The 24,257-nt window shown below is 65.2% G+C and carries 27 protein-coding genes and 1 pseudogene; 7 read left to right on the top strand and 21 right to left on the bottom strand.

Going from position 1 to position 24,257, the window contains the following annotated elements; all coding sequences use genetic code 11:
• Positions 1-6: 6 nt before the first annotated feature.
• From M2395_RS17780 to M2395_RS17770, 4 genes and pseudogenes are all read right to left on the bottom strand, one after another.
• Positions 7-1,035 carry an AraC family transcriptional regulator gene (locus M2395_RS17780; RefSeq protein WP_053156284.1) on the bottom strand — a complete coding sequence of 343 codons (1,029 nt, stop codon included), beginning with the start codon at positions 1,033-1,035 and terminating at the stop codon, positions 7-9.
• Between the two features lie 172 nt (positions 1,036-1,207).
• Entirely contained in the window at positions 1,208-1,912 is a 705-nt protein-coding gene (locus M2395_RS31845) for a methyl-accepting chemotaxis protein (RefSeq protein ID WP_373366100.1), read from the bottom strand.
• Between the two features lie 201 nt (positions 1,913-2,113).
• Positions 2,114-2,992 (bottom strand): annotated as a pseudogene (locus M2395_RS31840) (methyl-accepting chemotaxis protein); the annotation flags it as partial.
• Positions 2,993-3,123: 131 nt separating this feature from the next.
• A complete protein-coding gene (locus M2395_RS17770; protein ID WP_148077472.1) occupies positions 3,124-3,453 on the bottom strand; it encodes a hypothetical protein in 330 nt (109 codons plus the stop codon).
• Positions 3,454-3,487: 34 nt separating this feature from the next.
• Between M2395_RS17770 and M2395_RS17765 the strand changes: the two genes are divergently transcribed.
• Entirely contained in the window at positions 3,488-4,165 is a 678-nt protein-coding gene (locus M2395_RS17765; RefSeq protein WP_123430045.1) for a histidine phosphatase family protein, read from the top strand.
• Between the two features lie 50 nt (positions 4,166-4,215).
• Here the strand turns inward: M2395_RS17765 and M2395_RS17760 are convergent, their stop codons facing one another.
• The 3 genes from M2395_RS17760 to M2395_RS17750 all read right to left on the bottom strand — a co-directional run bounded on the left by M2395_RS17760 (position 4,216) and on the right by M2395_RS17750 (position 6,003).
• Positions 4,216-4,797, bottom strand: a complete 582-nt coding sequence (locus M2395_RS17760; RefSeq protein ID WP_053148965.1) for a DUF2589 domain-containing protein — start codon at positions 4,795-4,797, stop codon at positions 4,216-4,218.
• A gap of 80 nt (positions 4,798-4,877) precedes the next feature.
• Complete coding sequence (locus M2395_RS17755; RefSeq protein ID WP_011059145.1) at positions 4,878-5,537, bottom strand: DUF2589 domain-containing protein; 660 nt, start codon at positions 5,535-5,537, stop codon at positions 4,878-4,880.
• 82 nt (positions 5,538-5,619) lie between these two features.
• A complete protein-coding gene (locus M2395_RS17750; RefSeq protein WP_011059146.1) occupies positions 5,620-6,003 on the bottom strand; it encodes a hypothetical protein in 384 nt (127 codons plus the stop codon).
• Positions 6,004-6,171: 168 nt separating this feature from the next.
• On the opposite strand from M2395_RS17750, the gene M2395_RS17745 reads away from it, so the two are divergent.
• On the top strand, positions 6,172-6,729 hold the full coding sequence (locus M2395_RS17745) for a pesticin C-terminus-like muramidase (protein ID WP_011059147.1): 558 nt from the start codon (positions 6,172-6,174) through the stop codon (positions 6,727-6,729).
• A 42-nt stretch (positions 6,730-6,771) separates the two neighbouring features.
• Here the strand turns inward: M2395_RS17745 and M2395_RS17740 are convergent, their stop codons facing one another.
• From M2395_RS17740 to M2395_RS17720, 5 genes are all read right to left on the bottom strand, one after another.
• Positions 6,772-7,230: a hypothetical protein gene (locus M2395_RS17740; RefSeq protein WP_015634072.1), complete on the bottom strand. Its 459-nt coding sequence runs from the start codon at positions 7,228-7,230 to the stop codon at positions 6,772-6,774.
• 85 nt (positions 7,231-7,315) lie between these two features.
• Positions 7,316-7,513 (bottom strand): hypothetical protein, encoded by a 198-nt coding sequence (locus tag M2395_RS17735; RefSeq protein WP_015634073.1) that lies wholly within the window; start codon positions 7,511-7,513, stop codon positions 7,316-7,318.
• A gap of 148 nt (positions 7,514-7,661) precedes the next feature.
• Positions 7,662-9,128: a glycosyltransferase family 39 protein gene (locus tag M2395_RS17730; RefSeq protein ID WP_123430046.1), complete on the bottom strand. Its 1,467-nt coding sequence runs from the start codon at positions 9,126-9,128 to the stop codon at positions 7,662-7,664.
• Positions 9,129-9,261: 133 nt separating this feature from the next.
• Complete coding sequence (locus M2395_RS17725; protein WP_172621739.1) at positions 9,262-9,627, bottom strand: hypothetical protein; 366 nt, start codon at positions 9,625-9,627, stop codon at positions 9,262-9,264.
• Positions 9,628-9,658: 31 nt separating this feature from the next.
• On the bottom strand, positions 9,659-10,012 hold the full coding sequence (locus tag M2395_RS17720; RefSeq protein WP_123430047.1) for a helix-turn-helix domain-containing protein: 354 nt from the start codon (positions 10,010-10,012) through the stop codon (positions 9,659-9,661).
• Positions 10,013-10,118: 106 nt separating this feature from the next.
• Between M2395_RS17720 and M2395_RS17715 the strand changes: the two genes are divergently transcribed.
• On the top strand, positions 10,119-11,153 hold the full coding sequence (locus M2395_RS17715) for a zinc-binding alcohol dehydrogenase family protein (RefSeq protein ID WP_123430048.1): 1,035 nt from the start codon (positions 10,119-10,121) through the stop codon (positions 11,151-11,153).
• A gap of 100 nt (positions 11,154-11,253) precedes the next feature.
• Here M2395_RS17715 and M2395_RS17710 read toward each other — a convergent pair whose 3' ends face one another.
• A complete protein-coding gene (locus tag M2395_RS17710; protein ID WP_185057755.1) occupies positions 11,254-11,772 on the bottom strand; it encodes a hypothetical protein in 519 nt (172 codons plus the stop codon).
• Positions 11,773-11,857: 85 nt separating this feature from the next.
• Positions 11,858-12,328 (bottom strand): hypothetical protein, encoded by a 471-nt coding sequence (locus tag M2395_RS17705; RefSeq protein ID WP_123430049.1) that lies wholly within the window; start codon positions 12,326-12,328, stop codon positions 11,858-11,860.
• A gap of 366 nt (positions 12,329-12,694) precedes the next feature.
• Between M2395_RS17705 and M2395_RS17700 the strand changes: the two genes are divergently transcribed.
• On the top strand, positions 12,695-13,012 hold the full coding sequence (locus tag M2395_RS17700; RefSeq protein WP_011059155.1) for a hypothetical protein: 318 nt from the start codon (positions 12,695-12,697) through the stop codon (positions 13,010-13,012).
• A 50-nt stretch (positions 13,013-13,062) separates the two neighbouring features.
• Here M2395_RS17700 and M2395_RS17695 read toward each other — a convergent pair whose 3' ends face one another.
• Complete coding sequence (locus tag M2395_RS17695; protein WP_123430050.1) at positions 13,063-13,845, bottom strand: helix-turn-helix domain-containing protein; 783 nt, start codon at positions 13,843-13,845, stop codon at positions 13,063-13,065.
• A gap of 115 nt (positions 13,846-13,960) precedes the next feature.
• On the opposite strand from M2395_RS17695, the gene M2395_RS17690 reads away from it, so the two are divergent.
• The 3 genes from M2395_RS17690 to M2395_RS17680 all read left to right on the top strand — a co-directional run bounded on the left by M2395_RS17690 (position 13,961) and on the right by M2395_RS17680 (position 17,302).
• Entirely contained in the window at positions 13,961-14,845 is an 885-nt protein-coding gene (locus M2395_RS17690; protein ID WP_053156296.1) for an EamA family transporter, read from the top strand.
• A 267-nt stretch (positions 14,846-15,112) separates the two neighbouring features.
• The gene (locus M2395_RS17685) at positions 15,113-16,753 is read left to right on the top strand and encodes a glycosyltransferase family 39 protein (RefSeq protein WP_123430051.1); all 1,641 of its coding nucleotides are present in this window, start codon (positions 15,113-15,115) and stop codon (positions 16,751-16,753) included.
• A gap of 69 nt (positions 16,754-16,822) precedes the next feature.
• Entirely contained in the window at positions 16,823-17,302 is a 480-nt protein-coding gene (locus M2395_RS17680) for a GNAT family N-acetyltransferase (RefSeq protein ID WP_041115866.1), read from the top strand.
• 1 nt (position 17,303) lies between these two features.
• On the opposite strand, the gene M2395_RS17675 is transcribed toward M2395_RS17680, so the two are convergent.
• From M2395_RS17675 to M2395_RS17650, 6 genes are all read right to left on the bottom strand, one after another.
• Entirely contained in the window at positions 17,304-17,663 is a 360-nt protein-coding gene (locus tag M2395_RS17675) for a RidA family protein (protein WP_176707075.1), read from the bottom strand.
• Between the two features lie 43 nt (positions 17,664-17,706).
• Positions 17,707-18,360 (bottom strand): DUF3726 domain-containing protein, encoded by a 654-nt coding sequence (locus M2395_RS17670; RefSeq protein WP_011059161.1) that lies wholly within the window; start codon positions 18,358-18,360, stop codon positions 17,707-17,709.
• Entirely contained in the window at positions 18,341-20,035 is a 1,695-nt protein-coding gene (locus tag M2395_RS17665) for a hypothetical protein (RefSeq protein WP_077933321.1), read from the bottom strand. Before M2395_RS17665 ends, M2395_RS17670 begins: the two co-directional genes overlap by 20 nt.
• Complete coding sequence (locus M2395_RS17660; protein ID WP_019092820.1) at positions 20,036-21,595, bottom strand: BCCT family transporter; 1,560 nt, start codon at positions 21,593-21,595, stop codon at positions 20,036-20,038.
• 122 nt (positions 21,596-21,717) lie between these two features.
• A complete protein-coding gene (locus M2395_RS17655) occupies positions 21,718-22,767 on the bottom strand; it encodes a membrane dipeptidase (protein WP_123430052.1) in 1,050 nt (349 codons plus the stop codon).
• Complete coding sequence (locus tag M2395_RS17650) at positions 22,764-24,215, bottom strand: aldehyde dehydrogenase family protein (RefSeq protein WP_123430053.1); 1,452 nt, start codon at positions 24,213-24,215, stop codon at positions 22,764-22,766. Before M2395_RS17650 ends, M2395_RS17655 begins: the two co-directional genes overlap by 4 nt.
• Positions 24,216-24,257: the final 42 nt, after the last annotated feature.

Below are 24,257 nucleotides of genomic sequence, written 5' to 3'. Positions count from 1 at the left end.
CGGGTTTCAGGCCTTGCCGGAGCTCTGCGCGCTCAGGCGGAACTGCCCCGGGGTCAGCCCGGTGCGGGTCTTGAAACTGCGGTGGAACGAGCGCGGTTCGGTGAAACCCAGGCAATCGGAGATGCCCTGGATCGACAGCTCGCTGTGGCGCAGATAGTGCTCGGCCAGCTCCTGGCGCAGGTCGTCGAGAATCTGCTGGTATGAAGTGCCAGCCTGTTGCAGTTGGCGCTGCAGGGTGCGTACCGACAGGTGCAGGTGCTGCGCCACCTGCTCCTTGCGCGGCAGGCCGTCCTTGAGCAACTGGCGCAGCACGTTGTGCACCTGCAAGGCCAGGGGCGCATCGCCCAGGGAAGCCATCATCGCCTGGGCATGTTCTTCCAGGGTCTTGAGCAGGCGCGCGTCGGCCTGGCGCAGGGGCATCTGCAGGTACTCCAGCGGCGCCACCAGCGCCGAGCAGGGTTGCTGGAACAGCACCGGGCAGCCGAACAACGCCTCGTACTGCGCCGCCTCGACGGGTTCCGGCAGGGCGTGTTCGAACCACACCGCGCTGGGCGACAACTGCGAATCGGCGATCCAGCGCGCATACAACAGCCAGGACGCCAGGACGTTTTCCACCAGGTGGCGGCGGATGTCCGGGCGCTGATGGCGGCAACTCCAGATCAGCCGCACCTGGTTGCCAGCGACTTCGGCGCGGCTGGTGCCCATGTCTCCCACCAGTTTTTCGAACGGCATGATGCGGCCCATGGCTTCGCCGAGGGTCGCGCAGTTCATGGTGATGTAGCCCAGCACATTCCACGAGCTGGGTTTGACGAAGCGCGCCGAATTGAGCCCGAACAGCGGATCGCCCGAGTGCTGGCAGAAGTAGTCCAGCAGCCGCTCATGCACCTCCATCGGCAGGCGCAGGCTGGTGTCGTTCAACTGCGCGGCGCTAAGCCCGGCCGCCGCCAGCGCCGGCTCGGTGGCAATACCCAATTGCTCCGCATAGAGCAGGTATTTCAGCAGGGGCGGGACCGAAGTAAAACCGAGGCTGGGCATGAACGGGTTCCTGGTGACTAATCCCTAGGACAGCAGGACGAAGACCGGGAAAGGTAAGGGCAAACCCTGATGGGTGTAAATGCTCGGGTCCGGGGATTGGCGCCTTTCGCCGGCAAGCCAGCTCCTACGGAGGGTGTAGGAGCCGGCTTGCCGGCGAAGGGGCCTGCGCGAATCAGACGCGGAAGTGGCTGACCATCATCTGCAACTGGCCGCCCAGGCGCGCCAGTTCAACGCTTGCGGCAGCGGTTTCATCGCTGGCGGCGGCGGTCTGTTCGGACACGTCGCGCACGTTGATGATGCTGCGGCTGATCTCTTCGGCCACGGCGCTCTGTTGCTCGGCAGCGGCGGCGATCTGCTGGTTCATCGATTGGATGTTGGACACGGTGCGGGTGATGCTTTCCAGCGAGGCACCGGCCTTGCGGGTCAGCTCGACGCTGCTGTCGGTCAAGCTGCGGCTGTTGTTCATCACGGTAGCCACTTGCTGGGTGCCGTTCTGCAGGCCGGCCACCAGTTCCTCGATCTCTTCGGTGGACTTCTGGGTGCGCTGGGCCAGAGCCCGCACTTCGTCGGCGACCACGGCGAAACCACGACCGGCTTCACCGGCACGGGCGGCTTCAATGGCGGCGTTCAGTGCCAGCAGGTTGGTCTGTTCGGCCACGGCCTTGATCACGTCCATGACGCTGCCGATCTTGTCGCTTTCCTGCTGCAGCACGGTCATGGCGTCGGTGGAGCGCACCACTTCACTGGCCAGGCGCTCGATCTGCTCGATGGCCTGGGCCACCACCTTGTCGCCCTGGCGGGCTTCGCCGTCGGCAGCGGCCGCGGCCTGGGAGGCTTCTTCGGCATTGCGCGCGACTTCCTGCACGGTGGCGGTCATCTCGTGCATGGCGGTGGCCACCTGGTCGGTCTCGACTTTCTGGCTGTTGACCCCAGCGCTGGTTTCTTCGGTCACCGCGGACAGTTCTTCCGCGGCGCTGGCGATCTGGGTCACGCCGTCGCGGATGCCGCTGATCAGCTCGCGCAGGGTCACGCCCATGCGCACGATGCCTTGTTGCAGCACGCCCAGTTCGTCGCGGCGGGTGACCCGCAGGTTCTCGGTCAGGTCGCCGGAGGCGATGCGCTCGACCACGGCCAGGGTTTCCTGCAGTGGGCGGGTGATCTGCCGGGTGATGATCACGGCGGCCAGTACACCGACCAGCAGCGCCAGCAGGGTGCTGATCAGCTGCAGGCTGCGGGCCTGGGCGCTCTCGATGTCGCGGCGGTCCAGCTGGATCTGGTACAGGGCGTCACTGCGGCTGACGATGTCGGCGCCCTGGTCGGTCATTTCCTTGCGCGCCTCTACGGCGTTGGTGAAGGCGACCTTGAAGGCCTGCAGCGAGCTGCGGTAGCCACTCAGGGCGGTTTCGAGCTGTTGCAGGGCATCGCGCTGGGTGCTGCTGAAATGGGACTTGAGCTGATCCATTTCGGCAATCGCAGCGTTGAGCTGGGTGACGGCTTTCTGTTCGGTGTCCGGGTTGTTGGTGGTGACGTAGCCGCGCACTTCATAGCGCGCCAGCTGGAAGGCTTCCTTGGCCTGGGTGATGGCCTGGAACTGCTCGAAGCGCTCATCGCTCAGGGGCAACTGCTTGACCCAGGAGTTGATCCCGTTGATCAGGTCATTGGCGCGTTCGGCGTTCTGGTTCATCGCCAGGCGCGCAGCGTCGCCGCTGCGGTAGGCATTGCGCATCTTGTTCAGCGAGTCCTGATAGGCACTGATGGTCGCGCCCAGGCCTTGCAGGAGCTTGATGTTTTCCGGGCTCTGGAACGAGGCCAGGAGTTTTTTCTGCTGGGCGCTGAAATCGTCCAGGGTGTTCTGCACGCCTTGGGCGGCGGTTTCGTCGCCGTTGGCCAGCATGTACTGCAGGCGGGTGACCCGCAGCTTGGTCAGGCCGCTGTTGAGCTGAGTGATGTCGCTCATCCAGTTGCTGCGGTCGATCAGGCTGCCCAGGCTGGTCCAGCCGGTCAGTGCAAGGACGGTGGTCAGGGCCAGGACCAGGCCGAAACCCAGGCCCAGCTTAAGGTTGACGCTGATGTTGGCAAACCAACTACTCATTGAATTCCTCCAGGAACGTAGCTCTTCTTGATCTTGAGTTGGCTGGAAGATTGTTGTTGTTGGTGACCAGCAAGGTGTTTTGTAGGGGGTGTATCGGCGGGATGTGCCATAGCTGAAACGATTTCGTCGGCATTGTCCCAAGACAATGTTTTAGGCGATGGACGGCTATTTTGCGGGATGTGCCGCCGGTCCGTTGAGCTTTTTTTCACATTGATTTCACTCGGGCCCCACGCCCGGCGCTCTAGAGTCTGGGCGGTCGATGCCACGGGCATCGGCCAGCGTTCAATTGTCATCAGGCTTTCGTAGCCTTGCTGTGCGCTGCTCAACACATCGGACCATTCTCGTAAGGGCGGCTGGGAATTGACTACAAGACTGGTGTTGCCGGCGAGCAAGCGGCCCTTCCTGGGGCGCGTCCTGGTCCGTTACAAGAACCTGCTGGCGCTGCTGCTGGGCGCTTGCCTGGTGATTCCCCTGGGGCTGTTCCTGCTCCGGCCGGCCTCGGTGCCCGACCTGAGCCACGGCAACGGGGCCGGGCTCCAGGCCCTGACGGCCGCCTGGGACAAGGGCGAAATGATTGTGCTGGTGCGCCACATGGAGCGCTGCGACCGCTCCAATGCCGCGTGCCTGGGCCCGGCCGATGGCATTACCGACCGGGCCCGCGAGGTGGCGGTGGGGCTCGGCGCGCAGTTCGAGCACCTGGGCCTGGAGCGTACCGATATCTACAACAGCCCGTTGACGCGCACCGCGCAGACCGCGAGCTACATGTTCAGCAAGGTCAGCAGTGGCGATGGCTGGCTGTTCAACTGCAAGAACAGCATGTTGCGCGATGTCATGGCGCACAAGGTCGCCGGGCGCAACCTGGTGCTGGTGACCCACAGCGAATGCATGGCGCAGATGGAGCAGGACCTGAAACGGGCGACCCCGACCCTGGGGTACGGCGCTTCCCTGTTCGTCTCCACCGATACCCTCAATGGCGCGCCGAAGATGCTCGGCCTGATCGAGGCCAGTGACTGGCGCTCGGTGAACCTCAAGCCCTGACCGCAGGCGGCCGCTCCGTGTGGCTGGCCTTCAGGGGCATAGGAAGCGGCTCAAGGTGCCAGCAGGTCCGGCTCGGCCGGTGGCGTGCCAGCCGCTGGCGGGGTGGCTGCCGGGCCGTCGTTGATGCGCTGCGGGCTGATCAGGTTGGTGAACTCCTCGATCAGGCGCTGGATCGCTTCCGGCGGCTGGCAGTCGCGAAACTCCATGCTGATCTGTACCTCGTCCGGGTCGCGTTCCTGGCCGTCACGCTTGCCGCTGCCGAAGGTGACGAAAAACTTCTCGCTCTGCAGCTCGCCGTTCTCCAGATCGTGGCTGGCCTTCTGCAGCTCGGTGGCCTGCATGCGCACCGACAGGTCGACAGTCATCTTGTGCAGGGCCAGGCCCTTGGGCGAGACCAGGGCAATCAGCGGCACATTGATGATGTGGTCTTCGTTGAGCGCCACCTCGACCATCTTGGCCTTCATCGGCGTGCCCAGGTCGTCGACGTTGTAGTCGAAGAACTGGTCGAACAACTTGATGTACTGCTGGGCGATCAGGTTGTGGGTGGCGGCTGCAGCCTGATGCATGCCGCGGGTGATATGGCTCAGGTCGCTGGCGGACATGGGCTCCTTGCTGCGGGAAAAAAACGCCATGGATCACGCTCCTTGTTCGGTGGCTGAAGTGCCCCGCCATGAAGGCGGGGCGGGTTACTGGGGCGAAGGCGCGATGTGGATCAACCGCCGGTGCCGGTTTTCTTCTCGTCCGCGGCATCGGGCATTTTCAGCGCGTTGGCGGTGGGCAGCTTGTCGGTGTCGGTCGGTTGAGTGCTAGGCAGCCGCACAGGCTTGGTGGCTGCGTCGGTGAGGAAGTCGATGACCCGCATCAGGGCTTCCGGTGGGTCCTGGCGGACGATCTTGGTGCTGATGGCGTAGCGGGCACGGGTGTCGGTCTTGCGGGTCTGGGTCGATTTGTGGCTCGCCGCGCCCTTGACCGAAACGCTGAACGGGCCCCAGCCCATCTTCGCCTCGAAACTGCCGGAGGCTTCGGTGCTGCTGGTGTCCTCGGCCATCTGGCTGATGGTCAGCTCGAACTCGATGGAGCCTTCCTCGATGGTGATGTTGGGGTGACTGATGGCCGCCAGCAACGGGATGCGCATCGACTTCTTCACGGTGCCCTTGTACACCCCCTGCTCATCCACCAGGGTTTCGTCATAGTCGAACTGCACCGAAACCGCCTGGCCGTTCTGAATGCACACGCCCATCAGGAAGTCCGCATAGGCTTTGCTCGCGGCGACCTGCGCCTGAATCATCGCCATCAACGGACCGGTGATCATCTTGTCCAGGGGCAGGGCGGCGATCACGCCGCCAATCAGGCCCTTATCGATATCTGCCATGGTCTAGCTCCTTGTTCTTTGTTGCGCGAAATGCGCCCTTGCAGGTTAAGAAAGCCGTGAAGGCCGATTCAGCAGGAATCGATTACCGGTGAGTGTTGGCATCCAGGCGGCGGATGTTGCCGATCTGCCGCAGGCTCAGGCCGTACTTGTCCGCCAGCACACTGCGGGAAATACCGCCCAGGCTTTCCAGTTGAATGTGCTGGTTGCGGATCTGCCGGCAGAAGTGGTCGGCCTTGGGGATCTCCAGGGCCAGGCCGGCGAAACGCTCGATCAGCGCGTTGAGGGCGTCGGGCGGCAGGATCAAAGCCAGGGAGGTACGTTCGGCGTGCTTGGGGATGTACTTGGGGCGGCCGCCGTATTCACGGGTCAGGCGGTAGGCATTTTCCAGTCCGATGCAGTCGATGAGGGCCTGGAGCGAGTGAGGGAGCTGGCGAACATCGATGAGTACGAGGTCTTTCACGTCCATTTGGTACCTCCTTGGAATTATGGATAAGGCTGGTTTGATCCTAAGGAGGTGTCTCGTCCTCTGTTCAGTGGGAAATTTCCCCCCTATTAAGGGGAACTATTACATTCTGATGTTGTATCGGTCGCTGGTGGTGCACTGGATTTTCCTAAACTGGATGAGGAAAAATCCATGTCACGCTACGCGATTGATTTCAGCTTTATCGCCGCTCTGGAGGGAGCTGCCATTACCCGCGGTTATGTGCCCGATCCGGACAAGAGCAAGAGTGGCGTCACGGTGGGCACAGGCTTCGATCTGGGGCAACGGAACGTAGAGGACCTGCAGGCGCTCAATCTGCCGGCGGACCTGATCCGGCGACTGACCCCCTACCTGGGGCTGAAGGGGCTCAAGGCCAAGGCGTTTCTCGACGGCCAGCCCTTGAACATCAGCAGTGACGAGGCGCTTTTGGTGGACGAGGCATTCAAGGCGCCCTTCGTCGATCTTCTGGCAGCGAACTACACCCAGGCCAGCGGAGTGGACTTCGCCCAACTGCCGGCACCGATGCAGACCGTTATCGCCTCGGTGGCCTTTCAGTACGGCAACCTGGCCAGTCGCACACCGAACTTCTGGGCCCAGGTGGTGGCCCGCGACTGGAAGAGTGCCCTGGCCAACCTGCGCAACTTTGGCGACAGCTACGGCACTCGCCGGCGCAAGGAGGCTGATCTGCTGGGCTCGCAGCTAACCTCGTAAGTGCTCGCCGCCCAGGCTCAAGGCCTGGGCGGCTTGCCGGTTTCAAGGGCAGGGGTAGGTTTGCAGCAGGCTGGCGTTGCCCATGTGGCTGGTGTCGTCGGGTTGTGTGCCGCTGGGCAGCGAGCGCCAGTCCACCAACAGGCACATGGCCTTGAGGGAAATGCCCTTGGCCTGGCCGATGGGGTTGGAAAACTCATAGCGGTACAGCGCCTGGGTGGTGTTCTGCGGGGTTACGCTGCTGGCATTGATCAAGGTGCTGCGAGCCATGTCCGGCAGTTTGTCCTGGGTGATGGTGAAGCGCGGTTGTTCACCCTGTTGGGTGAACGCGCCCTGGTCCCGAGAGCGTTTCCACAGCTGCTGCCACTGGCTGTTGCCGGCGGCGGTGCTCAGGGTGGCGGCGTAGGCCTTGAGGGTGGCGGGTGGGAGATTGGTGGTTTCCAGGGCGTGGGCAGCGCTGGCCAACAGGCTCAGGCCGAGGATCAGTGAACGCAGAATCAACATGGGAATATCTCCTTTTCCAGGCCGTAACGGCCCGACACGAACATAGGGAAGATCCCGGCAACGAGGGTATCGCCGGGGGCAAGGCTCAGCGGGCGTCGAGGTAGTCCCGACGCAGGCCTTCCTTGCTGCTCTTGGCGATCAGTTCCTTGGCCACGGTGTTCCCGATGGCGTTGTCGTTGATGTTTTCCACCCCAAGGATGTTTTGCGCCGCCAGTTGCTGGCGCAACCCGGCCTTCTGGGCAACGGCCCGGCTCAGGGTGCTACTGATAACGGTGATGCTCATGTCTGACTCCTTTTCGGGGAAAGCCCGTCGTTGGGCAGGAGTCATGGTTTCAAGGGCGGCGGGCGGGTATCAGCGGGAAAGGGTTCAAGGGGCATGGGCGGCAGGGATGGGCAAACGGCACCTGATTCAGGTGCCGTTTTTTTTGCGTTCAGCCGGCCGGCGCCAGGTTGACGAAGTAGTAGGCCTGGCGGCCCACCATGAGGGTCTGCTGGATCTGCAGCGGCGGCTTGGGCGCCTCGGCGCCACCCAGTACCGCCATGTGCTGCGGCGACTCGCGCAAGAAGGCCAGCAGTTGCGCCTCGTTCTGCAGGTCCTTGAGCAGGCTCTGGGTGTAGAACACGCTGGCGCCGGCGATGCGTTCGTTGGCCTGGTACAGCGCCAGCTGGTGCCCGCTACCCTGCAACGCCATGATCCGGTCGGTCACTGGAACGAACGACAGTTCGCGGTCGGCCCTGGGCGCGGCCCATTGGGCGTTGGCCAGATAGCCGCCGATCACCAGGGCCATGAGCGCTATCAGCAAGCCCTTGCGCTGGCGCCCCATGGCACTCCAGAAACCCGTGCCCGGGGCTCGTTGGGCCAGGCGTTGGTAGAGCACTGCGCCATATTCCGCTGCCAGCACCGCCGCGGCCGGGGTCAGGGACATCAGGTACACCGTGCGCTTGCTCGACGCCAGGCACAGCAGGGTGAACTGCGCCAGCAACCAGAGGCTGAAAAACAGCAGGTAGCGGTTCTGCACCAGGGTTTTACGGAAGTGCCACAGCCCCAGGTAGACCAGGATGTTCCACGGCAGGAAGGCCTGGGGCAGCTTGGCCAGGTAGTAGTAGAAGGGCTCGTAGTGCCCGGCCTCCTCGAAGGAGCCGCCGAAGCGCCCGACGCTGTTGGTCCACAGCACTTCCCCCAGGGCCTGCAGGCCGCCGCGCTGGTAGAGCAGGTACAGCCAGATCATCAGCGGCACCAGCCCCAGCAGGGTCAGCAACCCGGGGCGCAGCCAGTGGCTGAAGGTGAAGCGCTTGTCGATCAGGCTGTCGGCCAGCAGGTAGGCGAAGATCACCACCCCTGGCATGGCCAGGCCCAGCACGCCCTTGCTCAGGGTGGCGATGGCGATGCCGACGGCGAACGCCAGCCAGGCCAGCAGCGCTGGTTGCTGCGCGGCCTGACGTCGATGGGCCTGGAAAAACGCCAGCAGGGCCAGGGTCACTCCCAGGCTGAGCAGGGCATCTTCACCCACGCCGCGCACGTTGCTCCAGTAACTGGCCATGGTCGCCAGCATCAGCCCGGCCACCGCGGCCAGAGTGGCTGGCCGGCCGAAGCGGCGCAGCATGACGTACAGCAGCATCACGCTGAACAGCCCGGCAAAGGCCGAGGCCAGGCGCACCGCCAAGGGCGTGCCGCCGAAGGCGCGGATGGCGCCGGCGTCGAGCCACAGGCTCAGGGGTGGCTTTTCCAGGAACGGCGTGCCGAACAGGCGCGGCGTCACCCAGTCATCATCCAGGTGCATTTCCATGGCGATCCCGGCGACCCGGGCTTCGGTGGAACCTTGCAACTGGTGGTTGCCCAGGGCGAAGAAGAACAGCAGGCAGGCCAGCAGAAACAGTAGCAGAGCGGGTCGTGACATGAGTTGTGCGCCGGCAGGTCGAGGGGCGCAGCCGGAAGGCCGCGGGCAAGCCCGAAAGTATACGTAGGCAAGTCTTAACGAATTGTGAACAAGTAGGGGTAAAACGTGCGGATGTTCGCCGGCTGTGCGCGGGTTAGCCCATGGCCTGCTGGTAGGCGGCCACGGCTTGCGGGAACAGCTGTTCGTAGAGGGGGTAGGCGATGCCCAGCACGGTGATCTCGATGGCATCGGCGCCACATTCGGCGGAGTAGTCCTGAATGCTCACGCCCAGGGCCGGCACGGGTTGGTCGAGGTGGTGTACTACCAGGTGCAGCCCGCTCTGGCTCGCTCCTGCCAGCGCGCGTACCTGCTGCTGGAGGCCGGCATAGGCCGGGGCGGCGATGAATTGGCCGAAGGCCACACCCATGGGCGGGTCGGCCGACTCCAGGGCCGACCAGCCGAGCAGGGTCGAGCCCTGGTAGACCTTGAACCTTGCTGGAGCATCCAGGTGGGTGGGCATGGGGGGCTCTGGTGAGGGATCAGGTGAGGGATCAGGTGAGGGCGCTTTCCTGCTGTTGCCGGCTGATGCGCCCGCGGCCCCAGGCCGACAGCGCCTCGATCACCGGCTGCAGCGATTGCCCCTCGTCGGTCAGGCGGTATTCCACCCGCGGCGGCACCTCGGCGTACACCGTGCGCGCCACCAGGCCGGCGGCTTCCAGGTCCCGCAACTGCTTGGTCAAAAGACGTTGGGAGATCCCCGGCAGGCGCCGTTGCAGTTCGTTGAAACGCAGGAACTCGTTGGCCAGCAACTGGTGCAGGACCACGCCTTTCCAGCGGCCGTCGATCAGGTCCAGGGTGACCTCCACCGGGCAGCCTGGAATGTCCTGATAGTGTTTGTTTTTCATTGTCTGACGACCCTTTTGCGTAGCTGGTACGCAAAAGTACCCTACTTGTGCGGGCAGGGCATGAGGGATTTAAGTGTGCGCTTTCAACCGCCAAGGAAGCTCTGCAATGAAGGCCATCGCCTACCTCAAAGGCTCGCACCTGCCTGACCCCCACGCGTTCTGCGAGGTGCAACTGGACCCGCCGCCACTGGAACCTCATGACCTGCTGGTGGCGGTCGAGGCGGTGTCGGTCAACCCCCTGGATACCAAGGTCCGCGCCGGCCAGGTGGCGGTGCCCGACTGCGTGCGGACCCTGGGCTGGGACGCCAGTGGCGTGGTCCGCGCGGTGGGTAGCGCGGTGACCCTGTTCGCCCCTGGGGATGCGGTGTTCTATGCCGGCACCTTCACCCGCGATGGCGCCAATGCCGAGCTGCACCGGGTGGACGAGCGCCTGGTGGGGCACAAGCCGGCCAGCCTGTCCTTCGCCCAGGCGGCCGCCATGCCGCTGACCTCGCTGACCGCCTGGCAATTGCTCTTCGAGCGCCTGGGCCGGGTGCCCGGTGACCTCGCTGAACAGGGCACGCTGCTGATTGTCGGCGGTGCCGGTGGCGTTGGCTCGGTGCTGATCCAACTGGCGCGCCGGCTGACCGCAATGACCGTCATCGCCACGGCTTCGCGGCCGGACAGCCGCCAGTGGTGCCTGGACCTGGGGGCCCATCAGGTGCTGGACCATTCCCGTTCGCTGGTGGAGCAACTGGCGGCCCTGGACCTGCCACCCGTGACCCATATTGCCGCCCTGACCCATACCCAGCGGCACTATGCCGAGCTGGCGCGGATCATCGTGCCCCATGGCCATATCGCGCTGATCGACGATCACGACTTCTTCGATGCGGTGCCGCTCAAGGCCAAGAGCGTGTCCCTGCACTGGGAGATGGTGTTCACCCGTGCCCTGTTCCAGACCCCGGACATGATCGAGCAGCACCGCATCCTCAACCGGCTGGCGCAACTGCTGGACCAGGGGCTGATCCGCTGCACCCTGAATGAAGTCTTCAGCCCGTTCAACGCCGACAGCCTGCGCCGGGCCCATGAGCGCGTGGAGCAGGGCGGCCTGCCGGGCAAGGTGGTAGTGGCCCGCGACGCCCAGGCCATCGCCTCCTTGTAGGCGCTGGCTGGGTGGGCGCTGATTGGGTGCTGGCTTGCCAGCGAAGGCGGCACCACCTCTGGCGCAGGGCCGCAGGGCCTCTTCGTCGGCGAGCCGGCTCCTACGGGAGTGGAGTGTCGGGGAGGACTGATCGGGGCAGGTGGCGCCCGCTGCGCCACCAGAAGATGCCGCCGAGGAAGGCCCCAGAAAAGCCGAACAGCGGCGCCACCGGCAGGTAGCGCGCCAGCCCTTCGGGCTCGGGTTCTTCATCCGGCGAGTCGGTGTAGAAGCTCGACGGGGCCAGGCTCATCACCAGCGGAATGGTCGGCATCGCCGCCAGTGCACCGCAGAACAGATAGATCAGCACATTGCGCCAGGCAAAGCGCTGGGCCAGCCAGAAGAACAGCACACAGGGCAGGACCGTGAAAATGCCGATCAGCACACCGCTCAACACCAGGGTCAGCAGGCCCACGAACAGCGTCTGGAGAATGATGTCCGTGTTCAACGCGCCGGCACCGGCCAGCATCCCCAGCATCATCAGCACGGCCACGAGCGTGGCCAGGGCCGTGACGCCGATGAAGTAGGCGGCGAACCAGTCTTCAGGCTGCACGGTACGAAGGGTTGGCGTTTTTGCGGGCATGGGAACTATCGCTTCTTGAGGTGAGTGACAAGGCCGAGGCCGTGTGAGCTTTCTTTGCCGGCATGCCGGCTCCTGCAGGAAGTAGTCAGCACAGATGACGCCCGCTGAGCCACCAGGACATCGCTCCCAGAAAGGCCCCGCAAGCGCCGAACAAGTGTGCCAACGGCGCATAGCGCTCAAGGATGTTGACGCCGTGCGGGAGGTTGAAAAAGCCGGGAGACAGGCTCACCACCATGGGAATGGCGGGCAGCGCCGCCAGGGCTCCGCCCAACAGGTAGATCCATAGATGGCGCCAGGTGAAACGCTGGGCCAGCCAGAAGAACAGGATGCAGGGCAGGGCGGCGACGACGCCTATCACCACCACGCTCACCAGCAGTGCCACCACGCTGAAAGACAGGACATCGAGCAGATTGCTCCACGGGTCCCGGCTGCTGAACTGCACGACCAGGTTGACCAGCAATGTCAGGACCAGGGCTAGCGTCGCGACGCTGATGAAATAGGTGGCAACCCAATCAGAGGGCTCAACGGTGCGAAGGGATGTGGACGGCTGGGGCATGGTGGCAGTGGCTTCAGGCTGAGAATGACCGGAGCAAGGCTATCGGCAGCGAGCCTGTCTGTTTGTGGAGTTTGCGTGGTTTTTTCGCGGTCGACGCGCTCTGGTGGATGACGCCGGGGCAGAAAATCCCTTATACAGGCAGCGGCCCGTCGGTCGTGCACGAGCCCGGTTTGCACCACCCACCCAGAAGGAGATGGACATGTTCAAGTTCCTGACTATGACCGAGTTGCCTCGTACCCCTGCGCATCGTGATGGAGGCTCCGTCAGCGGAGCGATCAATGCCTGGGAGCTGAAAAATCGGGCTCTCAATACGAAGGGGTTTGTTACATGTCCAAAGAATTACTCGGAGTTTCTGCTGTAGGGCTGATGGTGCTGGGCGAGTTCTGCGCCATCTACAGTGAAGTGGTGGTGGCGCGGCTGGCCCATTCCGGCAACACCTCGGGTGCCGAACTGGCGTTGCCGGTGCTGATCATGTGCCTGGGCGGTATCTGCCTGCTGGCGGCCTACTGGCTGGGTTACGTGGCGGTGGGCGACATCTGGATCATCACCGTGGTCTCGGTAACGTCGCTGCTGCTCCTGGAGCCGCTGGTGATCTGGGCGCTGTTCCAGCAGGCGCCCGGCCGCGGTGCCTTGATCGGCTTCTGCCTCGGTGCGCTGGGGATGTTGTCCGCCGTGTTCCTGTAGCACAGGCGCGCAGGTCCGGCCTGGCAGGCAAGCTGCCGGGCCCGGGTCGTTCAGACCCGGCCCTGGGCAAAGTAGCGACTGGGCGGCTCGCCCAATACCTTGCGAAACACACCGCTGAACGCGCTTGGGCTGCTGTAGCCCAGGTCGGTGGCAACCCGGGTGATGGGTTGTCCCTGGCCCAGGCGTACCACTGCAGCCAACAGGCAGGCCTGCTGACGCCATTCGACGAAACTGATGCCGCTGTGTTGCCGGAACAGGCGGGTGAAGGTACGGCGGCTCATCCCGGCGCGCTCGGCCATGGCATCGATCCCCAGCTCCAGCGACGGTTGCTCCAGCATTTCCCGGCAGACCCTGGCCAGGCGCGGCTCGGACGGTAATGGGGCGTTGAGGCACAGCGCCGGCATGGCGGCGATTTCATGCAGCAGCAGGTTCATGAGCTGGCCCTGCGCGCTGTCCTCGGCGTAGAGAGCGGGGATGTCCACGGCTCGCAGCAGCAACTGGCGCAGCAGTTCCGACACCTCCAGTACCTGGCAATGTCCGGGCAAGCCCAGGTTCTTGATGGCCTGGGGACGCACATAGGTGTTGAGCATGGTCACCGGCCCGCTCATGTGCATGGCGTGGGGCACGCCGGCCGGCACCCAGATGGCCCGCTGCGGCGGCACCACCCAGTTGCCCTGGTCGCTGAAGACGCTGATCACCCCCGTGGCCGCATAGGCGAACTGCCCGCGCCGGTGCTGGTGCTCGGCGAAGTACAGGCCGTCGGGGTAGTCGATGGCGGTGACCACCACATCCCGCGGGGTATTTTCGTAAGGATCGATATCGATGGGTTGCATGGCCCGAATCTACTGATAGTTGACCTGATACTGCAAGCGGGCCATGGCTTCACGCAGCGATAGTGCGGCCCCGGCCGGGGATTTGCTCGCGGCCGCCTTTCCTGGATCGCGCGACATGCAGAAAAAACACCTGTTCCTGGCCCTGTTGGTGACGGCCTTGTGGGGCCTGAACTTTCCCATCACCAAACTGGGCCTGGCCAGTATCGATCCGTTGCTGCTCACCGCCCTGCGTTTCACCCTGGCGGCGCTGCCCTGGGTGTTCCTGGTGCCGCGCCCGCCGGTGGCATTCGCCTGGCTGGCGGCCTACGGGCTGATTTTCGGCGTCGCCATGTGGGCCCTGATCAACCTGGGGATCGAGCAGGGTGTGGCTCCGGGCACGGCTGCGCTGTTGATCCAGTTCAGCGCCTTTTTCTCCCTGGGCTGGGGCGTGCTGCTGTTCGGCGAGCGCCTGCGCCTGCAACAGGTGCTGGCCACGGCCATTGCTCTGTGGGGGCTGCTGCGGATCATTGGCGACAGCCCCGGGCATGCCACCAGCCTGGGTTATGCCCTGCTGCTGGTGAGTGCATTCAGCTGGAGCGTGGGCAACGTCATCATCAAGCGCTGCGGGGTGCGCGAGGTGTTCGCTTTCGTGGTCTGGGCCAGCCTGTTTGCGCCATTGCCGCTGCTGGCATTGACCTGGATAAGCCATGGTGCGGCGCCGTTTCTGCAACTGGCTGGGCAAGTGTCCGCCGGCGCGGCCTTGTCGCTGATGTTTCAGGTCTATGCTGCAACGCACTTTTGTTACTGGGGCTGGAACCTGTTGCTGCGCGAGTATCCGGTCTCCCGGGTGGCGCCCTTGTCGCTGCTGATCCCGGTGTTCGGCATGGCCGGTTCGGTGTTGATCCTGGGGCAGCGGCTTGGGGTCGAGGAGGGCATTTCCATGGGCCTGATCCTGCTGGCGCTGGCGGTGGGGCAGTTCGACTGGCGCCGGTTTTTCACCCTGGGTCGCCGTTCCCTGTAGCCGCTGCCGCAGGCTGCGAACGCTCTGGGGCACTGTCGCAGGAAGCGCAGGGACCCTGAGGCCGCCAGAGGTTTGCCAGGAGATCGCCAGGCAAGGCCCTGCGGGCCTTTTCGCAGCCTCGCGGGCTCGGCAGCGGCTACAGTCGGTGACAGTCGGCTGTGCGGAGCGGGTTTTTTATCCTTGTTCAGGCACCGTTCAGGGGCTGCGCGAGCAACATGTTCAGCCTTATGCCTCGCTTTGGGTGTGGCGCTTTCTGGTGGGGCGAAGATGGTTCGAGAAACGCGTTTGAGTAGTGAGGCCTGGGGTATTTACCTGGTGGCCCTGCTGCTGTTCACCTTTGGCATCTGGGACCAGCAGCCCCAGGGTTTCGACGGCCGTTGGGCGCTGTTCCTGCAGGAAATGTTCCGCCACGGCGCCAGCCTGTTCCCCACTACCTACGGCCAGCCATACCCGGACTACCCGGGCACCGCGACCTTCTTCAGCTACCTGTTCGCCCAGGCTTTCGGCGCCCCCAACCACCTGGCCAATATCCTGCCCACCGCGCTGGCCTCGGCCGGGGTGCTGGCGCTGCTGTATCGCTTGCTGGCGCCTTCGGGGCGCACCTGGGCACTGCTCGCGGTGCTGCTCACGGCGCTGACCAGCCAGCTGTTGGACAAGTCCCGCTCGGTGTGCCTGGACCAGATGGTTTCCCTGCTGTGCCTGGGCACCTTCTACCTGCTGCACAGCGGCGAGCAACTGGGCTCCCGGCTGCGGTTGTGGGCGGTGCTGCCGCTGCTGGTGCTGGCCTTTGCCATTCGCGGGCCCCTGGGGCTGGTGGAAGTCTGCGGGGTGGCCTGCACCTACTGGCTGCTGGGGGACAGCCGCACCCGCGAGGCGCGCCTGACGCTGATCAAACGGGTGCTCGCCTATGGCGTCAGTGGCCTCCTGTTGCTGGCCGGCTGCTGGTGGCTGCTGATGCAACTGGCCTATCTCGCTGGTGGCGAAGATTTCGTCCGTCAGGTCTACAACATGCAGGTGGTCGGGCGCCTGGATGAAAGCGGCGAGCCGTTCTACTTCTACTTCCAGCTGGCGCTGTACCGCTACTTCCCGGTGGTGCCCCTGGCCCTGGCGACGCTCTGGGTATTGCGCCGGCAATGGTCGCAGCGCCATGTGAACCCGCAGCTGCGCCTGGTACTTCGGTTGGGGGCCTGTGGCCTGATGATCCTGCTGGGCCTGTCGGTGCCGCACTTCAAGCGCGCCTATTACATCCTGCCCATGGTGCCGATGTTCGCTGCGGTGGCGGCCTACGGCCTGCTCACGGCCCGGGGCTGGCTGGGCAAGGTGCGCAGCGGCTACCTGTGGCTGGTGGGGCTGCTGCCGGGGTTGTGCATCCTGGTGCTGTTCGTCCTGCGCCATAGCTGGCACAAGCACGGTTACTGGCCGCCGGTGTCCATGCCGCTGCTGATCGCGATCTTCGTCGTGTTGCAGCTGCTGGCGCTGTATGGCTGGCGCAGGACCCTGGGCAGTTTCGGGCGGCGCCTGGTACTGCTCAGCGGCTTGGCCCTGGCGGCGCAATGGACGCTGCTGGTGGCGGTGGTGGACCCGGCCAAGGATCTGCAGTTCGACACCAGGACCTTCGTTTCCCAGGTGGAGCAGTTGCGCCAGGCCAGCCCCGGGCCGCTGGTGTTCTTCAACCTGGGCCAGGACACCTGGGCGGTGCGCTACATGATGAACCTGGCCCACGACGAACAGCCGCTGTTCGTCAGCGGCGACGACCCCGGGCACCTGGACTCGCTGCCCCATGACTCCTGGGTGATCATCGCGCGCAAGGACCGGGGGCTGCTGGATAACACCTCCCTGGAGAATCAATTGCCGGTGTTCGAGGGGCGGCTCAACGACAACCCCTGCCTGGTGTTCCAGTTGCAATAAGTGCTTGGCAGGGCCTGGGGCGGGCCGTATTTTGGCCACTGGCATCCGCGGGATAACCAGGGAGTGGTCATGCAATATCAGGTTCGTCCGGCCGTGCCGGCCGATGCTCCACAGGTCAGCCAGGTGATCCTGGCGGCCTTGCTCGCCAGCAATGCCCAGGACTACCCCGCCAGTGTGATCGAGCGGGTCCAGGCCAGCTTCACCCCCGATGCAGTGCGCCAACTGATGCAGCGCCGGCAGATGTTTGTCGCCCTGGTGCACGGGGAATTGCGGGGCACCGCCAGCCTCGACGGGCGTGCGGTGCGTTCGGTGTTTGTCGACCCGGCCTACCACGGCCAGGGCCTGGGGCGGCAACTGATGGCCGCGGTCGAGCAGGCGGCGCTGGATTCGGGCCAGACCTCGCTGGTGGTGCCCTCGTCGGTCACCGCTGAAGGCTTTTATGCCCGCCTGGGCTTTGTCCGGGTACGCGAGCATTACGAGGGCGAGGAGCTGACGCTGATCATGGAGCGGGCCCTGGTGGCCGCCGAGACCGGGCCAGGGCTGGGCTGATTCAGGCCGGTTGCGCAGCAATCACCAACACTTCGATGCGGTAGTGCGGCTTGGCCATGGGCGCCTGCACGCAAACCCGCACCGGTGCCTGGACACCTTCGAGCCAGGCATCCCAGAGCAGGTTCATGGCCGGGTAGTCGGCCATGTCCTTGAGCCAGATCTGCGCGCTGAGCAGGTGGCCCTTGTCGGTGCCGGCCCTGGCCAGCAGGGCGTCGATCTGTTGCAGCACATCCTGCGTCTGGGCGCGGATGTCCCCTTCGGTCAATTGCGAAACCTGGCCTGCCAGGTACACGGTCCGGTTGTGGATCACGGCCTGGCTGAAGCGCGCGGTGGTGCCGATTCGCTGGAGGGATGAGGTCATGTCGAGGTCCATTGGTTCGTCCATTGGTTCAAGGGTGGAAAGGTCAGTTGTTGTCGCTCAGGCCGGCCCCGGCGCCCAGCAGGCGCGAGGCTTCGGAGGCCGGCACGTAGGTGCGGGCGGCCAGGTGATCGAGGTCGTGCTGGGGGCTGTCGCCCAGGTCCGGAATGCTGCCCGCCAGAGGCTTGCCGAGGGTGCCGGCAGGATCGGTGCAAGCGCAGCGCACCTGGGCGGCTGTGGCGGCGCCGAGGTTCTGCGCACGTACCAGCCAGGCTTCGCCCGAGGGGGAAAACTTCAGGCAGCAGCCGTTCCAGGACAGCTCCAGCCACAGGCCGAGCTGGCGCGCGGTGGCGCTGGCAAAGGGCAGCAGCAGTTGCGGGTGCGCCACCTGCCGGAGCTCGATGCGGCCGTTGCTGCGCAGCAGGTAGGCGTGGTCGCTCAGGGTCGCCCCGGCAATCAGCGGGCACAGGGCATGCCCTGGCACCTGCCAGGGCTCGGCGCTGACATCCGGGGCCAGTTGCTGGTAGGCACAGCCGTCATTCTGTCGCAGCTGCGTGGCCAGCACGCCGGGCCCGTCGAGGCCGTGGGCCGAGAGCCAGCGCGCGGCCTTGCCGGCTTCCTCCGCCAGGCCCCAGGACAGCCCGGCACCGCGGGCGGCTTTCTTGCACAGGCTTTCGATTTCATTCAACGAGGCATGCACGGCGCTGCTCCTGGCTGTCGAGGTTGGGGTAGGACCAGTCGTCCGCGGCCATCTGCCCCAGCTCATGGGGGAAGGGCGCGTTCTGGTAGAGGGTGATGCGTACCCAGCGATCCGAGCGCGGGTCGAAGTGGGTGGCGCCGAAGAACGACAGCTTGCAGCGCAGCAGGTCGATGGGCAGCAGCGCCTGGTCGATCAGGTTGTCCTGGATGTCGGCGTAGGGGAACGCTGGCGCCAGTTGCACCCGGCGCAGGCTGTGGCGGTGTTCCGGGTGCCGCAGCAGGAAGCTGGCGACGCTTTGCGAGTCGCTCCAGCCGGGCAGGGCGGCTTGCAACTGGGCGATGTCCCGGGCCACTGCCAGGGGCTGCTCCAGGTCTTGCCCGGGCTCGGCAAAGCGCTGGCCGATCCGCGGTTCGAGTTTTTCCTCGGAGACGTACCAGAACAGCGCGCGGCTGGCTTGGCTGGAGAAGTCGATGGCCGCGACCCAGGAATAATGCTCGTCGAGTATCTGCCGCAGGCGGCCGATGCTCATGCTGCCGTCGACGCTGAAGCTGGCCTGCTCATCGGCCTGCATACCGGCGCCCAGCTCATCCACCAGGTGGCCGTAGGGCTCCAGCAGCAGCGACACCAGGCATTCCTGCGCCTCCAGCGACAGCGCGCCTTCGGCCCAGCGATAGAGTTCGTCCCAGGGGGAATCCTGCTCCAGGATGCCGCTGGCGAGATGGTGCTCCAGGCGCTGCAGGTCACCTTGCAGTTGCAGGATGCGGCCGTGTTGCAGTTCGTGCTCGGAGTGCCAGTGGCCGATGCCGGCCTGGGCCCGGGTGAGGAATTCGACGAACCGCTGGCGCTCCGCAGCCGATGGCTGGCGCACGGCGCGCACCCGTTGCAGGGCGGTTTCCCGGGCCTGTACCCAGTTGTTCAAGAGCACCGGATGGTTCAGCAGGAACGGCGCCATGCCCAGCCCCGTGGAGTTGCCGATGCCCAGGCGCCGGCGCAGTTGCGGCTCCAGGGTCACCGCCTGCCGGGGCGCCCGGGCCTGGGCCAGGTGCTCCACCAGGTCCAGGGTGAAGGCGCGGATCAGGAACACGGTGAGCATTTCCGCCTGGAAGGGTGCCGCCAGCTCCGGCCGCTGGGCGATGCTTTCACGGTCGGCAGCGCCGAACTTGCCGCTGCCGTAGACCGCGGTGGTGCGCATCAGGTAGCCGACTTCATCGATGAATTCGCGTTGCGGCTGGCGGCCGGCAGCCAGGGCCTCGATCACATGGTCGAACAGCCGCACCGAACGGTTGGCCCGGGCCATGCACAGCTCGCGGGAGGAAATGCGCCCGGCTTCCTGCTTCGGCACATTGGCCTCCAGGCGGTCCAGGTCGGCGGCATCGGGGATGCCGTCGAAGAGGGCGAAGGTGGCATCCCAGGCGGTGGCGATGACCCGGTCCGAGCGCAGTGCCGGGTCCAGGTCATGGGCGAAGGCCACCAGGCTGTAGCTGCGCTGCGGGCCGGTGGCGGTGTACACCGCACGGCCCACGCCCTGGCTGTCGAGGGTCCACAGCGGGCGTTGGAACTGCCAGTTTTCAGCCTTGAGGCGGCGCAGCAACTGGCGCATGAACGACAGCCGGGACTGGTGGAAGGCCCCCAGGCGCGCCGCCTTCATGACGCTGGCGGGTGGTCGCAGGTTCATTCAGAGCACCCCCTGTTCACGGGCCATTTGCCGGGCAATGCGGATCGCGTCCCAGACCGCCGGGAGGATCAGCAGCGACACCGGCACCGCAGTGATCACGATGAACGACTGCAAGGCACTGATGCCGCCCTCACCGAGGGTGATCAGGGTCGCCCCCACCAGGCCCATGCCGGCACCCCAGAACACCCGCAGCCAGGCCGGGGATTCGGCGTGGTTGCTGCTGATGGCCATGGCCACGGTATAGGACATGGAGCCGGCGCTGGTGACCACCGAGAAGAAACTGAGGAACAGGAACAGCGCCGAAATCAGGTTGGGCAGCGGCATCGACTGGGCCACCCCGAGCAGCAGCGCCTCAGGTTGCACGCCGTGGCTGATCACGCGGCCCGGCGACTGCAGTTCGATACCGATCCCGGTGCCGCCCACCAGGGTGAACCAGAGCATGGTGATCAGCGGGGCGGCCACCGACATCAGGGTGATCACCTCACGGATGCTGCGCCCGCGGGAGACCTTGGCCACGTAGATACCCATCATCGGCGCGTAGCCGATGAACCAGCCCCAGTAGAACAGGGTCCAGCTGTTGAGCCAGGCGTTGTCATCGCGGTACAGGGCGGTCTGGAAGAAGCTGGTGACGTGCACCGCCAGGCTCTGGGCCAGGGTTTCGCTGAGGAACAGGGTGGGGCCGAAGATGAACAGGAACGCCGCCAGGCCCAGCATCAGCCACACGTGGACCTTGCTCACCAGGCGCAGGCCGCCCAGGCCCACCACACAGGACAGGGTGTAGATCACCGTCACCGAGAGAATCACCATGGCCTGGACCATGATGGTGTTCGGCACGCCCCACACCGAGTGCAGGACGAAGGCGATCTGCAGGCCGAGAAAACCCACCGGGCCGATGGTGCCGGCCACCACCGCGATGATCGCCGAGGCATCGGCGAACACGGCGATCGGGCCCTTCAGGGCACGCTCGCCCAGCAGCGGATAGAGCAGGGTGCGCGGCATCAGCGGCAGGTTCTTTTCGTGGTGCAGGTACATGTAGACCACGGTCAGCAGGCTGCCGAGCACCGCCCAGGCCATGAAGCCCCAGTGCAGGAACGACTGGGATAGCGCGGCCACGCCGGCGGCGTCGCTCTTGGCCACGGCGCCGAAGTACGGCGGTGGGGCGATGAAATGCATCATGGGTTCGGCAGCGGCCCAGAAGGCGCCGCCCCCGGCCAGCAGGGCGCACATGATCATCGATACCCAGTTGAAGGTGCTGATGCTGGGCTTGTGCCCGACGCCGCCCAGGCGCACCCGGCCCAGGCGGGTGAAGCCGATGTACAGGCTGGCGCCGAAGGTCGCCAGCATCAGCACCTGCCAGTACAGGCCGAAGTAGTGGGTGCTCCAGGTGAAGGCGTGGCCGATCAGGCTGGAAAGGGTGTTCAGGTCTATCAGGGCAATGACCAGGAACAGCAGGAAGAAACCTCCGCTGATCCAGAAAATCGACCAGTCGAGGGTTCCAGCGGCGCGGCTGTGCAGCGAGCGGGTGTCGATCCCCGCTTTGATTTCGCCTGGAATTTCCATGGTGCCTCCGTGTTGCGTTGTCGATCGCTAATAATTGTTATGGGCGCATTTGTTGTTGTTAGTGCTTGGCGATGACCCTGTTCAGGCCGGACGTCAGGACAATCAGGAAACAGTCGGGGGCCTCAGACCGCGATCTCGTGAGGGTGGACGGCGGCACCTGCCTGGGCCTTGGCCGGAACAAAATTGTTCTCGAAGAAGCGCAGCCAGTTGCCGCCCATGATCGCGGCGACCTCCTGGGCGCTGAAACCCACGCCGTGCAGGCCCGCCTCGATGTTGGGGAAGTCGCGGTTGTCGCAGAACCAGGCCGGCTGGTCGGGGAAGCCCGGTTGCGCCTTGGAGCCTTCGCCGTAGTCGACATCCAGGGTCCAGCGGCCGACGCGCATCCAGTCCACCACGCTGTTGGGCTGGTCCTGGCACAGGTCGGAACCCAGGCCCAGGTGCTCGACGCCCATCAGCTCGGCGGTGCGCGCGATCATTTCGCAGAAGCTCTGCACGCTGCAGGCGCTCTTGTCCTTGAGGTGGTGCGGGTACAGCGAGAAACCGAACATGCCACCGCTCTGGCCCAGGGCCTTGAGCACGGTGTCGGACTTGTTGCGCAGCGCCGCGTGCCAGAACGCCGGGTTGGCGTGGGTGATGGCGATCGGGCGCTCGGAGTGCTCGATGGCTTGCAGGGTCGAGCGTTCGGCGGAGTGGGACATGTCCACCACCAGGCCGACCCGGTTCATCTCCCGTACCACCTGCTTGCCCATGCGGGTCAGCCCCGGGTCTTCCTGTTCATAGCAACCGGTGGCCAGCAGCGACTGGTTGTTGTAGGTCAGCTGCATGAAGCGTGCGCCGAGGCTGTGCACCACTTCCACCAGGCCGATGTCGTCCTCGATGGGCGAGGGGTTCTGGAAACCGAAGAAGATCGCCGTGCGCCCGGTCTGCCGTGCCAGGGCGATGTCGCTGGCCCACTTGCCGTGCAGGATCAGGTGCGAGTAGCGCTGGAACCTGCGGTTCCAGGCTTCGATATTGGCCACCATTTCGCGGAAGGTCTCGTGGTAGGCGATGGTCACGTGGACCGCATCGACGCCGCCTTCGCGCATCTGCTGGAAGATCTTTTCCGACCAGTTGTCGTACTGCATGGCATCGATGCGCGGGCCGCGGCTGGCGAAGGTCTGGGGCAGGCTCATAGTGGCGCCCCCGCGGCGATGTAGCCGGTCTTCACGTGGGTGTAGAACTCCACCGCCGAGCGCCCCTGCTCGCGCGGGCCGTAGCTGGACTCGCCACGGCCGCCGAAAGGCACGTGGTAGTCGGTGCCGGCGGTGGGCAGGTTGACCATCACGCAGCCGACCCGGGCATTGCGGCGAAAGTGGCTGGCGCGGGCCAGGGAGCGGGTCATGATGCCGGCGGTAAGGCCGAAGCGGGTGTCGTTGACCAGGCTCAGGGCCTCTTCGTAGCTGCCGGCCTTGATCACGCAGGCGATGGGTGCGAACAGCTCTTCGTGGTTGATGCGCATGGCATTGCTGCCGCCAATGAACAGCGCCGGTGCCTGGTAGTAACCGGGGCTTTCCAGCTCCAGGCGCTGGCCGCCGGTGAGCAGTTCGGCGCCTTCCTGCTGGCCCAGTTGCAGGTTCGCCAGGTTGGCCTCCAGCTGTGCGGCGCTGGCCACCGGGCCGATCTGGGTGCCGGCTTCCAGGGCGTGGCCGACCTTGAGCGCCTGGGTTGCCGCCAGCAGTTTTTCCACGAAGGCATCGTGGATGCCTTCATGCACGATCAACCGCGAGGAGGCGGTGCACTTCTGCCCGGTGCCGCCAAAGGCGCCATTCACCGCGCAGCTCACCGCCAGGTCGAGGTCGGCGTCGTCCATCACTGCCAGGGCGTTTTTCGAGCCCATTTCCAGTTGCACCTTGGTCAGGTTGGCGGCGGCCGAGGCGGCGATGCCCTTGCCCACGTCCACCGAGCCGGTGAAGGATATGGCGTTGATGCCCGGGTGCTCGATCAGCGCCTGGCCGATCTCGGAACCGGCGCCCATCACCAGGTTGAACAGGCCCGCGGGCAAGTCCTGGCGGGCGATGATCTCGCTGAGAATCACTGCGCTGGCCGGGGTCAGGTTGGCCGGCTTCCACACCACGGCGTTGCCGAAGGCCAGGGCCGGGGCGATCTTCCAGCAGGCGGTGGCCATGGGGAAATTCCATGGCGAAATGATCGCCACCACGCCGATGGGTTCACGGCGGATATCGATCTCGATGCCGTCGCGCACCGAGTCGGCGGTCTGCCCCAACTGGCGCAGGGTTTCCGCAGCGTAGTAGGTGAAGAACTGCCCGGCGCGGTACACCTCGCCAGCACCTTCGGCCATGGGCTTGCCTTCTTCCCGGGACAGGGTCCTGCCGATTTCCGCAGAACGCTGCATCAGCTCCTGACCGATGGCCATCAGCACCTTGTAGCGTTGCTCGAGGCCGCTGCGGGCCCAGATTCGCTGGGCCTCGCTGGCGGCGGCAAGGGCACTGTCCAACTGCGCCCGCGAGGCCTGGGCGTAGAGGCCGATCAGGTCGCGGGTGTCGGACGGGTTGCGGTTCTCGATCTCGCTGGCGCCCTTGAGCCATTGGCCGGCGATGTAGTTGTGATGGTTGTCGCTCATGAAATCCTCCAGGGCGGCACGCCAGGCGGGGCGTTGCCTTTG

This window comes from Pseudomonas sp. BIGb0176, assembly GCF_024810175.1.
Lineage (GTDB): Bacteria > Pseudomonadota > Gammaproteobacteria > Pseudomonadales > Pseudomonadaceae > Aquipseudomonas > Aquipseudomonas protegens.
Note: the sequence above shows the minus strand (reverse complement) of the source record. Positions and strands in the feature narration are given on the sequence as shown.